The organism is Candidatus Eremiobacteraceae bacterium (assembly GCA_035295225.1).
Classification (GTDB): Bacteria; Vulcanimicrobiota; Vulcanimicrobiia; order Eremiobacterales; family Eremiobacteraceae; genus JABCYQ01.
Genome location: DATGJI010000016.1, coordinates 1 through 13,321 on the forward strand (window position 1 = coordinate 1; position 13,321 = coordinate 13,321).

12 protein-coding genes are annotated in these 13,321 nt (G+C 61.6%); 7 read left to right on the plus strand and 5 right to left on the minus strand.

The window, feature by feature from the left end:
* The 3 genes from VKT51_01900 to VKT51_01910 form a co-directional block, all read left to right on the plus strand.
* Window positions 1-731: glutamate dehydrogenase (locus VKT51_01900; protein HLJ82913.1), on the plus strand; the 731-nt coding region annotated here is incomplete at its 5' end.
* 142 nt (window positions 732-873) lie between these two features.
* Window positions 874-3,606, plus strand: coding sequence for a DUF4132 domain-containing protein (locus tag VKT51_01905; protein ID HLJ82914.1), 2,733 nt, complete (start codon window positions 874-876; stop codon window positions 3,604-3,606).
* On the plus strand, window positions 3,599-4,027 hold the full coding sequence (locus VKT51_01910) for a hypothetical protein (GenBank protein ID HLJ82915.1): 429 nt from the start codon (window positions 3,599-3,601) through the stop codon (window positions 4,025-4,027). Before VKT51_01905 ends, VKT51_01910 begins: the two co-directional genes overlap by 8 nt.
* A 4-nt stretch (window positions 4,028-4,031) precedes the next feature.
* Here the strand turns inward: VKT51_01910 and VKT51_01915 are convergent, their stop codons facing one another.
* Complete coding sequence (locus VKT51_01915; GenBank protein HLJ82916.1) at window positions 4,032-4,292, minus strand: glutathione S-transferase N-terminal domain-containing protein; 261 nt, start codon at window positions 4,290-4,292, stop codon at window positions 4,032-4,034.
* Window positions 4,293-4,475: 183 nt separating this feature from the next.
* Between VKT51_01915 and VKT51_01920 the strand changes: the two genes are divergently transcribed.
* Both VKT51_01920 and queG read left to right on the plus strand, forming a co-directional pair.
* Window positions 4,476-5,207 carry a TonB family protein gene (locus VKT51_01920; protein ID HLJ82917.1) on the plus strand — a complete coding sequence of 244 codons (732 nt, stop codon included), beginning with the start codon at window positions 4,476-4,478 and terminating at the stop codon, window positions 5,205-5,207.
* Window positions 5,208-5,209: 2 nt separating this feature from the next.
* Entirely contained in the window at window positions 5,210-6,403 is a 1,194-nt protein-coding gene (queG, locus tag VKT51_01925; protein HLJ82918.1) for a tRNA epoxyqueuosine(34) reductase QueG, read from the plus strand.
* Here the strand turns inward: queG and VKT51_01930 are convergent.
* Complete coding sequence (locus VKT51_01930) at window positions 6,400-7,134, minus strand: hypothetical protein (GenBank protein ID HLJ82919.1); 735 nt, start codon at window positions 7,132-7,134, stop codon at window positions 6,400-6,402. The genes queG and VKT51_01930 overlap by 4 nt on opposite strands.
* Before the next feature lie 36 nt (window positions 7,135-7,170).
* Here VKT51_01930 and VKT51_01935 point away from each other — a divergent pair, with 36 nt between their 5' ends.
* Window positions 7,171-7,920 carry a metal-dependent hydrolase gene (locus VKT51_01935; protein ID HLJ82920.1) on the plus strand — a complete coding sequence of 250 codons (750 nt, stop codon included), beginning with the start codon at window positions 7,171-7,173 and terminating at the stop codon, window positions 7,918-7,920.
* A gap of 101 nt (window positions 7,921-8,021) precedes the next feature.
* On the opposite strand, the gene VKT51_01940 is transcribed toward VKT51_01935, so the two are convergent.
* The 3 genes from VKT51_01940 to rocF are packed head-to-tail and all read right to left on the minus strand — an operon-like array spanning window position 8,022 to window position 10,568.
* A complete protein-coding gene (locus tag VKT51_01940; GenBank protein ID HLJ82921.1) occupies window positions 8,022-8,639 on the minus strand; it encodes a DUF47 family protein in 618 nt (205 codons plus the stop codon).
* A gap of 5 nt (window positions 8,640-8,644) precedes the next feature.
* Window positions 8,645-9,598: an inorganic phosphate transporter gene (locus VKT51_01945; GenBank protein HLJ82922.1), complete on the minus strand. Its 954-nt coding sequence runs from the start codon at window positions 9,596-9,598 to the stop codon at window positions 8,645-8,647.
* 55 nt (window positions 9,599-9,653) lie between these two features.
* On the minus strand, window positions 9,654-10,568 hold the full coding sequence (gene rocF, locus VKT51_01950) for an arginase (protein ID HLJ82923.1): 915 nt from the start codon (window positions 10,566-10,568) through the stop codon (window positions 9,654-9,656).
* Between the two features lie 197 nt (window positions 10,569-10,765).
* Here rocF and VKT51_01955 point away from each other — a divergent pair, with 197 nt between their 5' ends.
* Window positions 10,766-13,288, plus strand: a complete 2,523-nt coding sequence (locus VKT51_01955; GenBank protein ID HLJ82924.1) for a TonB-dependent receptor — start codon at window positions 10,766-10,768, stop codon at window positions 13,286-13,288.
* Window positions 13,289-13,321 lie beyond the last annotated feature (33 nt).

The window sequence follows — 13,321 nt, forward strand, 5'->3', positions numbered from 1 at the left end:
CGGTCTGCATCGGGTCGCGGGGACGCGTGGAGGCAACAGGCCGCGGCGTCATGATCACGATCGAGGCGGCGCTCGAGAAGATGGGCCGCACGATCAAAGGCGCGACGATAGCAGTGCAAGGATTCGGCAATGTCGGATCGATCTCAGCGAAGCTTCTGCACGAGCAAGGCGCCAAGGTGATCGCGATCAGCGATCAGTTCACCGGCATTCACAATAAAGACGGCATCGACATTCCCGCCGCGATCGAGTTCGTCTCGAGCAAGAAGAACAAAAAGCGAAGCCTCGAGGGATTCACCGGCGGAACGGCGATCGGAAGCACGGCGGTCCTCGAACTTGCCTGCGACATACTCGTGCCGGCAGCGCTCGAAAATCAGATCACCGAAGACAATGCGAAACGGATCAAAGCGCATCTGATCGCGGAAGGTGCTAACGGACCGACGACCGCCGGCGCAAATGCGATCCTTGCCGACGGCGGCGTGACGATCATACCGGACATCTTGGCCAACGCCGGCGGCGTGACGGTATCGTACTTCGAGTGGGCGCAGAACAGAGCCGGCTACTATTGGCGCGAGCGTGAGGTCAACGAGCGCTTGCGCGACGTCCTGCGCGAGAACTTCGACGAAGTGTGGAACACCGCATCGAGTCACAAGACGACGTTACGCACGGCTGCGTACATGGTGGCGATCCGCCGCGTCGCCGAGGCCTACGAAGCGCGCGGTTTCTACGCGTGATCTCCTGAAGGGGCGATCTCCTGAAGGGGCCGACGCCAGTCGGCCCACGCTATCAATGCCTGGTGTCCGAAGGGGCCGACGCCAGTCGGCCCTGTGTTCCATGCGAAAATGGCGGTGCGGGGACGCAGTTGAACATCGGTGGATGATCGCACCCGACGGGGCGAAAGAACTCTCGATACTCCGCAACCCGCGTATGTTGCTCACGATGACGTCCGATGAGCAGAACGCCGCGCTAGACTATCTTGCCGCGACCCAGCACTGCCCCGCACACGCCTACTATGCCGTCCATCACGGTAAAGCGAAAGAGTATGTCCTTGAATCCACGATGCTTTCGCTGCAAGTCGAAACGCTTCGAGCGGCGTTCGCGGAATGGCCTAGCCTCCTGATCGAAGTCCTTGCGTTGTCGTTGGAGGCGCGCACCGGCACGCCCACCACGAGATGGCTTGGTCTGTGGGGCAACATCGCGGATCAGGAAGCTGTACGGCGTGCTCGCCCCGCGCTGGTGCGGCTTGCGGCCGAGGCGGACACGCGAGATGAAAACATGAGCGCCTATGTGGCAAAGACGAAGGCTAACCGCGACGGATTGCCGCCTCCGGCCAACGCGGCTGTATGGGAGGCAGCACGTTGCATCAAGCGGGCTTGTATATGGATGTTATCGCGGCAGCCCGACTCCGAAATTCGCGACCTTCTCGAAAAACTGAGCGAGCCGGCCGTGTTCAACGATGGGCCTCAGAACTCTGCTGCCCTCTGGGCATTGGCACGATCCGCCGACACAGACGCGGTCGAGCGGCTGCGACGAATGCTGAAGCGGCCGCTGTTCGGCCATCGCCGGAAGCTTTTGCGGGAATATATCTCGTCGATCGAGCTCGCGCTTGGAAATGCAGGGAGCGAGGATCCGCAAGCGATCCCGCGTTTGCGGAAACTGGCCGGGTCCGGATACGTCGTGGCGGAATCAATTGCGAACGCCTTTTCTGGGCTGGCATCACGACCTCAGGACCAGCGCACGCTTTGTGACCTTCTATCGGGCGCCGAAGGTCCTAGACCGTCGAAGCGCTGGGAAGCAAACTGGCGACGGCTTCGCGGTGAAACGCTCGATCCACAGATTCGTCAGACGCTGCTCGGCGTTGTCCGCGCGTACAACGAAATCACGCTGGTCAAGCCTGTGCTCAGTACGGCGGAGTACGAAGCGCAGGCATATTTCTACAAGACCGGCGCGGAGCAGCCCGGTAACCCCGCCGCGCGCGACATCGCCAAGCGAGAGCGCGAGCGGAAGCGACTGCACGGCATCGGCACCGCGAACGGCAGCGAGATAAACGACTGTATCGAGAATATGGCTCGGGGTGCTCACTGGGCTCTTGCCGGTTGTGATGACGAAGAGACTTGCGATCTGTGGGGCAACACGGTGATCGCATGGGCAAAAATGGGGGATCCGAATCCCGCCGCCGCATCAGCAGCGATTCATGCGATGGGTTCGGCCCCGAGCGAGCGTATCCTGATACGCCTGCAAGAATTGCGCGCTCGCGTCACGCACAAGAACCTCGCAAAAAGGATTGAATCAGCGTTTGAAGCGGTCGCGCGCAATCAAGGAATAAGCGCGGATGAGCTCGCCGACCGTCTGGTTCCCACTCACGGACTGGACGAAGGCGGTCTCAAGATGTGGGCCATCGGCGATTGGTCCATATCGCTTCTCCTCGCCGACGATGGTGGCGTGCGCACCGTGTTCCGGAACTCGACCGGGAAGGTCGTTCGATCGCTGCCGCGTGCCCTTGCGAGGGCGAATGGGGACGCTGTTTTGGAAGTGCGCACAGAGCGAAAACGGCTTGCGAGCACCGTTTCGCTTCAACGCGCCCGGTTCGAGCGTGCGATGGTAGATAGGCGTACGTGGTCGGCAGAATCGTGGCGCCGCAACGTGATGAGGCATCCCGTCCTCGCAAACCTCGCACGACGGCTTGTTTGGAAAATCGATCATGGCGCGACGACGGTAGGGACCGGCCTTCCAGATTCCGAGGAGACCGTAGCCGCCGTTGACGGCGTATCACTAAAAGTGGGGGCGGACAACGCGCTTACGTTAGTCCATCCGGTTGAGTTGAGTTACGATGTGCAATCGGATTGGCAACATCGAATCGTGCATTTGAAAGTCGTGCAGCCTTTCAAACAGATCTTCCGCGAGACGTACTATCCGACTTCCGCCGAGCGCGACGAAAGCTCTCTTATCCGATATCGAGGACATATCGTGCCGCTACAAGTACTGCGCGCCCTGACTTCTGCGCGCGGTTGGAGCGGCGGTCTCGGGCTTGCAGGATTCGATGGCTCCGGACTAGGGTCGCGACGATTCGCCGCGTTCGGCGCCGAAGCATCGCTCAGCCATGATGGGCCAACCGATGAAGCGAGCGGGCGACTCGAAATCCTAGAGTTTCATCGCCTTGTTTCGCATGAAGTAAAGACCGTAACTGGTCGCCTTGGTCCCAAGATGCGGCTCGGCGACGTGCCGCCGGTCGTGTTTTCCGAAGCTGTTCGCGATATCGATCTCGTGGCCAGCGTAGGAAGCGTCGGCGTCGGAGAGCTTGGCATCACTTCGCTAACCGAGCCGCTGGCGACGGCGTTCGGCATCACACGAGCGCCTGCGATTGCCGCGCTGATGCCGTCGCTTGGATTGAAAGACCGCGTCGACATCGCCGGGTGCTACGCGATCGTCGACGGCCGCTTCAGGATACATTTGGGAACCGGCGTCATCGCTCACGGCCCATCCGGCCAAGCGGTCAAGATCAAGCTCGGCAATCGAATCGCCCGCGACATTCGATTGCCTTTCGAAGATCGCGATGACGCCATCACGATATTGCTAAATCTGATCATAGAACTATCGCACCATGGCTGACCGAAGGGATGAAGGCGCGAGCGACGTCGAATTCTCGGGCGACGAGTTTGGCGATGATACGTTCGTTCTTCGCTTCTCGAAGTCTACGACAACGGTACGTGACCTCGTCGTGCGATCCGTGGAATCGTTCGTGCGCCGACAAATAGAGACCGGGGCCGCCGTGGCGTCAACATCAACGCGGACAAATTCGCCGATCACGGCAAGTCAGATCGCCGCGCAAGCCGCCCAGGGTGCTGTGGCTGCCCGCGGCGGACCGAGAAGGATCGACAAGGCTAAAGAAGTCGCAAAAGCCCTGAGGGCGTTGCGCGAGAGGCGCATTCGTGTGTTCGTCGACAGTCGAGAACAGCTAGCGCTCGATAGCGAGGTTAGCTTGCTGCCTTGGACCAAAGTCGTTTTTGTGCGCGCCCTTCGCAGCGAATAAAGAGCTACCGTTTGGCGCCGTATCGCGCCTCGAGGTACGGGATGATCCGGTCATCGTCGTCGATGACCACGTCGCCGTCTACCAGCACGGGCACCTCGGGCTGACCTGAGACGGCGATCACTTCGCGCCGATCTCTGTGAGGAATCGGCACCTCGACCCCTTCATATGCGAGCCCGAGCTCGTCGAGTTTGCGCATCACCCGGATGCAGTATCCGCACCAGTCCGCCTTGTACAATTTCAGTTTGGGGCGCGAAGCGTCGATCACCCTACAGGTGTTCTTCCTGGCGGCACAAGCCCATGCTTCCCGCCAAAGGCGCGGGTGCCTTATGAGTGGAAGAAAAGGCGGGCAGCCAGATTTGGCCGGCCCAGTCTCCGGGGCAGTCGCATGTTCGAACAGATTCCGGCATCCAGCGAATCCCTGATTGAGAAACCTCGCATACGGAAACGTGTGCTTTTTGGACTCGCGGTCTTCATCATCGGGTCGAGCCTCCTCCACATCTCCTTTGGAACGTCCGTCGCGGCGATGTCGTCCTACTGGCGAAATGTCGGTCCTTCGGACAAAGACGGAGTATCGGTCATCACGCTCTCGCGCTCGGCACACGATCCGTTCGAAAAGCCGACGCCGACGCCGACCCCGACGCCCATCATCGTCAAGCGGACCGCGTTGAATGTAGCGATGCTGAAGTATCTCGAGCTCGGCGCGGAACAGCGGGTCGCTCGGCTCCACAGATTAGCGCACAAAGTGGCGCAGATCTCGCTCGATAAGCCGGCGAAGTTCAGACCGGCCGCCGAGACCGCACCGCGAGTCGCCGCGACTGAGATGCCGAACGGCCAATCGCATTCGGCGACGTCTGCAGCGGCGTACACGGGCGGTACTGGCGATGAACTCGCCAATAACGTGGTCTGGGGCGACGACAATCCTGCGCGCGTCGTGCGCGAAGCGCCGCTGCCGGCAGGACTGCCGGAGACGGCCAGGCCGGCGAGGGTGGATGTCGAGATCGGTCCGGATTCGCAGATCATCGGCGTGACTCTGGTGCAATCATCGGGCAACCCCGATTTTGATGCAGCAGCTCTGGCGGCGGCGAAGCAGTCTGCGTACACGGCAGCAACACTCAACGGTCTGCCGGTCCACGGCGACTGCTTGCTCGAATTCCCGAACAGCACCTCAAGCCCGGCGTAGTCATGGACGGTGACGCCGCTCGCCGCGACGCGAAATCGCGCGTCGTCGCGCGCGCGCTCGAACTTGGATTCGATCTTATCGGAGTTGCGGCCGCCGAACCGTTTGCGCAGACGCGATCCGTCTTCGAGCGCCGAGCAGCGGAGGGAATGCTCGGCCAGTGGCGATTCCCGCCGGAAAAGATCGCTCGGCACACGGATCCGTCGCAAGTGCTCGCCGGCGCACGCAGCATCGTCTGCACCGCGATGGCCTACGCGACGGCCGACGTGCCGCACGATCCATATGCTCCAGGCTTACGCGGTGCGGTGTCGCGCCATTCGTGGGGAGACGATTATCATCGCGTCATCGGCGGCAAATTGCGCCAGCTCGCAACGTGGATCCAATCGGAATTCAGCGGTGAAACCGCTCTCGCGTGCGTGGATACCGGACCGCTCGTAGACCGCGCCGCCGCGGTGCGCGCCGGGTTGGGCTGGTACGGCAAGAATGCAAATGTCCTCACCCGCGAGCACGGTTCGTGGGTTTTGCTCGGCGAGTTGATCACGACGCTCGACCTTCTGCCCGACGAACCGCTTGCGAAGAACTGCGGCGAGTGCCGCGTTTGTATCGATCGCTGCCCGACCGGCGCGATCGGTGCCGACGGGGCGATCGACGCGCGCCGCTGCATCTCAGATCTAACGCAGCTCAAGACGCCGATTCCGATCGAGTTCCGCGCTCAGATCGGCAACCGCATCTGGGGCTGCGACGATTGTCAGACTTTCTGCCCGGTGAACGAACGCAAAGAGCGCGGCGCCGATTGCATGCGCGGAACGTTCGCGCCGCTGCCCGAGATCGGAACATCCGTCGATTTGCCGAGCGTCCTTTTGATGACGAAGAGCCGCTATAAGAAATGGTTCAAACCGACGTCGATGGCGTGGCGCGGCAAGGCGGTCCTGCAGCGAAATGCAGCGGTCGCGCTCGGCAACTCGCGCGACGCGCGTGCCGTCGAGCCGCTGATCCAAGCGCTCTCCGATCGAAAACCGATCGTTCGAGGACACGCTGCTTGGTCTCTCGGTCAGCTCGGCCCAGGCTTGAACGGCGATGAGACACGCGTTGCGTTACGCGAGCTCTTGGAGCGAGAACACGATGCATGGGTGCGCAGTGAGGCGGAAGCGGCGCTCGCGCGCCTTGGCGCGCCGGGTGCGGTCGTTACGGAGCGCTAGAGCGCAACCGCGACATGTGGGTCGTTCAGAACAGATTTCAGCACCACGTCGGCGAAACGCAGCGCCGTGTCTCCCGAATTCCCCGCTGCTATCGATCGCGACTCCAGCACGCTGAACTCGTCTGAGCAATACCAAGCCGGACCGCGTGCTTGCGTCGCGACGGCATGCGGCGAATGCGGTCCAAGTCCGAACGCGCTTCGCGCGAGCAGCCCGATATCCGCGCGCGGGGGCAGGGCAAGCAACCTGCGCTGCGCGCCAAGCCAAGCGTCATCGCAGCGCGACCACCGGACGCCGGCCTGAGCGCAGACGTTCTCGCACGCCCCGAGAACAGCTCCGCGGGTCGCGTCGATAAGTCCGCCGAGCCGCGCTTGCTGCCCGACGCCAATCGCGGGGTCCGCTGACAGCTTCGCACAGAAAACGCTCACCGGATCGCCCGCGTGCAAAAACGAGATGCGCAACGCGCTTGCCCCAGCGCCGATCTGGCCCAATGCGAATCGATCGGTCGAATCGACGGCGATATCCGAGCGCCACAGAACGGCGACCGTCTCGCCGTCCGCCGCAGCTGTCGTCATCGAAGTTGATCGCATGCCGCGAGCGCCGGCGAAAGCGGCGATAGCGGATGCCGTCGCATCGGTCACGGCGACGATGTCCGGCGCCAACGCCATCAACGATGCGAGCGATGAATCGTCGAGCGAAACGCCGTTCAGCGTGAGCACCCGCAAGTGGTTCATTGCGACGGCGTTTATGAACGGTAGGGAAAGGACCTTGTGGATAAAAAGCCTATCGGCATGGATTTAGGCGCGCTCGAAATCACATGGTGCGGACACTCGACGTTCGCCTTTAAGCTGCCTTCGGGCAAGCGAGCGATCGTGGATCCGTGGCTCGAACAGAATCCGGCATGTCCGCCGCGGCTCAAGCGGCAAGAATCCGTCGACGCCATATTCATCACGCACGCGCACTCAGATCATATGGGCGACGTCGTCGCGCTAGCGAAGCGTCACAAGAGCACGTGCGTCGGCATCGTCGAGACCTGTGCGTGGCTGGGAAAACAGGGCGTCGCCGAGACGATCGGCATGAACAAGGGCGGCACGGTCGAGACGGCCGGCATCAAGGCCACCATGACGCACGCTACGCATAGTTGCGGCATCGGCGACGGCGATGCCGTGGTATACGGCGGCGAAGCAGCGGGTTACGTGCTGACGTTCGAAAACGGAATTCGGATCTACCACGCCGGGGACACCGCCGCGACGATGGACATGAAGATCATCGGTGACATCTACAAACCCGATATCGCCCTGCTGCCGATCGGCGGTCACTACACGATGGATCCGCAGCAGGCCGCTTACGCCATCCGGTTGATCGGCGTGAAGTTCGTCATCCCGATGCACTTTGGGACTTTTCCGATACTCACCGGCACTCCCGAAGAACTCCGCAGGCAAACCTCGGATATCGCGGGTCTGCGCATCATCGAAATGGCGCCGGGCCAGACCCTCACGGGCCAACTGAAAATAGTCTAATGTAGGGCGGATCGTTACGATCCGCCGGCGGACCATTAAGGTCCGCCCTACAAGGCGCCGGCGGACCATAAAGGTCCGCCCAACAGATTACGTCGTCGGGGTTACGTCGTCTTCACCACGATCTTGCCGATCAGCCGACCGGTGGAATCCGCGCGATCCGCGCAGTTGCTCAGATGGCGGTAGATCTCGCGCAGTTTGAGCGCGCGGTGCAAGTCTTCGGCATCGAAAAGCGTGCAGATCACATCCCGGTAGATATTCTCCACTAAACTCTCGGCGTGCATCACGGCGCGTCCGGCGTCCGACGCTTGAACCGGATCGTCGGTGAGGGCATCGATGCCGCGGTCGACGTCGCGCGCCGCCTGAGCGAGGATTTTCGCCATTTCGATCATCTGCGGGGTCGGCGTCACGCGCATCAGCCCGATCTCGCGCGATGCGTTGTTCAGATAAACGACCATGTCGTCTATCGCTTCGGTGAGACCGTAGAGATCCTGGCGATCGATCGGCGTGACGAAAGTGTCCTTGAGCGCCTCGGTCATGCGCATGACGAGTTCGTCGCTGCGATGTTCGAGCATGTCGATCACTTCGGGCAGCGAGGAATCACCGCCCGCGACAAAGCGCACCAGCAGCTCGGCGACTTCGCACAACACGCGCGTGTGCTCGCGCAATAATCGGAAAAACCTGTCGCCATGCGCCGAGCCGAACAGATTGGTCAACCACATCGCGTCTATCCTCGGAACAGCAAGTTTGCCAGCGCGGTGGCCGCGGCGCCGGCGCCGATGGCGATCGGAGCGGTGAAAAACCAGGAGACCACGATCTTCGCGGCCGTCCGCACGTGCAGCGCTCGCAGATTCGCGCTCGCGCCGACGCCGACGATGGCGCTCGCCGTCGTCTGCGTCGTGCTGACCGGCCCGCCGACCGCCGCGGCGCCCAACACGGTCGCGGCAGCAGCGAACTGAAATGCGAGCGCGTGCTGCGGTCGGATAGAGAAAAGACGATTACCCATCGTCTTCGCGATTCGCAATCCGCCCAGCGCCATCCCCGCGGCGAACGAAAGCGCGGTGAGCGCGATCACCCAGAACGGAACGACGAATGACGACGCCCCGCCCGCGACGACGGCTGCCGCGGCAAGAAGTCCGACTGTCTTCTCGGCGTCATTCGCGCCGTAGCCGAGAGCTTGCAACGCGACTCCCGCGTACTGCAGGCGCATCACGCGGTCTCCGGCTTTGCGTGAAAGCGGCGCGAGGAGCGCGACCAGGAGTGCATAGACGAACGCACCTGCCGCGAATCCGACTACCGGCGATGCGACCAATGCGATCGCGACTTTCTCGACGCCGCCCCAATGCACGACCTGGAGGCCCGGTCCTGCCCACAGCGAGCCGATCATAGCGCCGACCAAAGCGACCGAGCCGCTCGTCGGTACACGCGCGATGTACGCGACGGCTTGCGCACCGATCGCGCCGATCATGCCGGCGCCGAGCAGCACCGGCCCGAGGCGCGAGTAGTCAGCGATGCCCGTACCGATCGTCGAAGCGACAGCCGTGCCGAAGAGCAGCGGTCCAGCGAACACTCCGATCGTGATGATCACAATGGCGCGCGTCACCGGAATGGTGCGGCTCGCCGCGGCCGCGGCGATGAGATTGCCGCCGTCGGTCGCGCCGGTGATCGCGGTGTACGTCACCGCGAGCACGATAAGGAAGACGAGCGCTAGCGGATGCGTGGGGTGAGTCCGTTCACTAGAGTATGCGTTTGCCCAAGAGGGAGCAGATGAGGCCGGCGGCAAGACGGGCTGTCGCGTTGTGGTCGTCGAGGATCGGGTTGACTTCGGTGAGCTCCATCGAGTGCGCGACGCCGCTCTCTGCGAGCATCTCCATCGCAAGGTGCGCCTCGCGATACGTGAGGCCGCCCGGTACCGGCGTTCCCGTCCCCGGTGCGAACGACGCATCGACCGCATCGATGTCGAGGCTGATGTGCGCACTTGCCGGACCGCGACCCGCAGTCTGAATAGCGCGGTTGATCAGTTCTGCCATGCCGTACCGGTCGACATCCGTCATCGTGAACGCGACCATACCGCGTTCGCGGATCACCTGACGCTCGCGTTCGTCCAAATCGCGCAGCCCGATGAAGACCGTGCGTTTCGGATCGACCGCCGGCGTATGAAACTGAGCCGGCGGGAAGATATCCGGCGCGTCACCCATCGCTGAGGCAAGTGACATGCCGTGCAGATTGCCGGTGGGCGTCGACGCGGGCGAATTCAGATCGGCATGCGCGTCGATCCAGATGAGCCCCTGAGCGCCGACAACGCGGGCGGTTCCTGCGAGCGCGCCCGTCGCCAGTGAGTGGTCGCCGCCCAAGACAATCGGGAATGCTCCGTCTCGCAGCGACGCCTCGACCGCATCGGCGGTATTGGCGCACGCGGTGCGGACTACGTCGACGTATCGCGGCATGCCAAGTCCGCCCGGTTCTTCATGGGTGGCGCGCGGAACCCCGACGTCCCCGCGGTCGCGCACCTCGCAGCCGAGCGCCTCGAGCTGTTCTTTCAGTTTCGCTGCCCGAAGCGCGTCCGGACCGAGACGCACGCCGCGCCGGCCGGCACCGAGGTCGATCGGAACGCCGATAAGATCGATGCGTTTAGCGCGCCGCTCAGTCATCGCCTACGACTCCTATGCACAGCCTGTGGATAATGCGAATGCATTTTCGTATTGCGCCGAACGGAAGAATATTCCGCCTTTTCCCCAGTTTTTCGGCAGGCGAGGAACCGGTCGAAAAGCCAAAAACCCGAGCGTAAGACGGAAGAATCGCGTTCGGAACCCTTTGCAACCGACGTCTTCTGATATTGGAGCATTCGATGTTCAAGAAGGTCACGCCGCTCGCGGCGCTCATGCTCGCGGCGATTTCTCTTTTCGTCAGCGGTGCACCGGCACGTGCCGCCGCGACCGCATCCATCAGCGGCACCGTCGTCAACGAGTCGACCGGAGCGGCCATCAGCGGCGCAAAAGTCACGATGCTCGCCAACGGCGGATCGCAGAGCGCCACGACGGACAAGATGGGCAAATTCGCGTTCACCGGATTGACGCCCGGCACGTACGAGCTGAGAGCCTCGGCGTTGCAATATGTGGCGTACGACACGTCGCCGTTCTCGCTGGCAGACGGGCAGCAGTTCCAATTGGCGGTCTTTCTGCAGCCGGCCAGCGGCAATGCGATCACGTCGCTCGGGCACGTCATCGCGCTCGGTCACACCGCGTTGAACCATTCATCGTCTGCCGTGAATACCATCGTCGCCTCGACGCTTCAGGCGAAAGGCATAACGCAGATCCAGAACGGTCTGCAACAGCTCCCTGGGATCACGATTCAGCACTTCAATAACGGCGCGCCCGGCAACGTTGCGACCCTTACTATCCGCGGTGCAGGCGGCTTCGCGGGCGGCGCAAACACCGGCTATGAAGTTCTGGTCTTGCAAGATGGCGAGCCGCTTCGCAATGGCCAATACGGCGACTTTGATCTATCCACGCTCACGCCGGCGATCTACCAACGCGTCGAGGTTGTGAAAGGCGTGGGCGGTACGTCGCTCTTCGGCGCCAACACGATCGGCGGCACGGTGAACCTTGTGACGCGCGATCCTCAAGCTACCGAGGGCGGCGAACTGATCTACGCTGTCAGCGGCTTCGGCACTCAAGATGTCAACCTATCAGAGACCAACACCGTGGGCCGCGTTGGTTACTTGCTGGACCTCCATCAGTTTGGGACCAACGGCTACATTCCGCCGAGTTACGTCGTGGACTATGGAAGCGGTCAAATATCGAATCCAACTCTCTACTTCGGGCTCAAGTCGCTTCTCGGAAAGGTCAAGTATCAATTCTCGCCGTCGACGTACGGCGTGATCTCAGCGACCGACGAGTCCGACATCCGCGATCAGTCCGGATTGCAATCGCAGCCGAACGGCTTTATCGCCGGATCAGGATTTCCGTCGTTCTTTGGATTCCCGGGCAACTACGTTACCAATATCCAGCCGAAGTACGCCTTCGATCTCCACACGGCCCTTGCAGGCGGAAGTCTGGAACTCCGCACGTATCACCAACTTCTCTACCGAATCGTGGATGGAGAGAACGGCGCGACTCCCGCCGGTGGATGCTGCTACATCGAAACGGAATCCGACCGGCTGACCGGCGACCTCGCGATTTGGAACAAGGAGATGGGAAACAGCACGCTCACCATCGCGGCGGGCGGAAATGGCGACTATTTCAACTATGGAAGCCTGTTCAATTTCGACACGTTCACGCCGTCGACGCACATCCTTTTCACGCCGTCAGATTGCCGCAACTCGGGTAACTGCCAGGCCACTCAGATCGAGCGTACTATATTGGTGCGCGACGATGATGCGATCGGCTCGAAGTTCGACCTCACCGCAGCAGGCTATTACAGCGACTACAACACGCTGAACGTGAAGAGATTTGATCCGCGTGTGGGTATCGTGAACAAGCCGGATAGCAACACCGTGGTACGAGCTTCCGTTGGCACCGGCTTTGCTGCACCGCGTCTCTCGGACCTACAGGCATTTCTCAACACCAGCCACTTCAGCGCCAGCCTCTTCTCCGGATGCCCGCAAACCGAACCGGCGTGCGCCGCATCAGCGGGTAACCCAAACGTCAGCTCGGAGACCGCACTCGGTTTCGACGTCGGATACGAGAAGTTGTTCGGGAGCGACGGGCATTTCAACATCGATCTGTATCGGAGTCTGTTGCACAACCACATCTTCTTCGGCTTCGAACCAGCCCCGCCGGGCACACCGACGTTTGACAACGGAACTCCGATTCTGTATCTTGAGCGACCAATCAATATCGCTGGAACGACGTACACCGGCATCGAAACGGATGCTACTATTCCACTTGGTGACCGATTTGATTTCAACCCATACTACAATATACAATCCGCATACCCGACCGACGTGCCGCTGTCGACGCAACAGACATTGGGCAACGTCGTCGACAATCAGCAGTATCAGGGAGTGCCGCTCCACAAGTACGGGTGGTCCGTCGATTTCCATACACTGCCGCACACGACGACCGCAAGCATCGGGGCCGACTACTTCGCAAAGAATAACAACTTCAATACAGTACCGTTCTGGTCGTACAACGCATCGTTCAGCATGCCGGTCGGCGATAGCGAACTCCATATCGGTTGGGTCAACATCTTCAATACGCAGGCCGGACTGTGGTCGGTTTACCAAAGCGGCGTGCCATATCCGGGAGCAAGCGGCTGCACCGCGTTTGGTCCATGCGCAACCGGCAATCTGTATAAGACGACGCTGTTCCAACAAGCGCCGCACATGCTAACGGTTACATTTGACCACAGGTGGGGTTCGCTCCACTAGTCACGGGCTTTACCCGGGAAGGCGAGCCTTCGA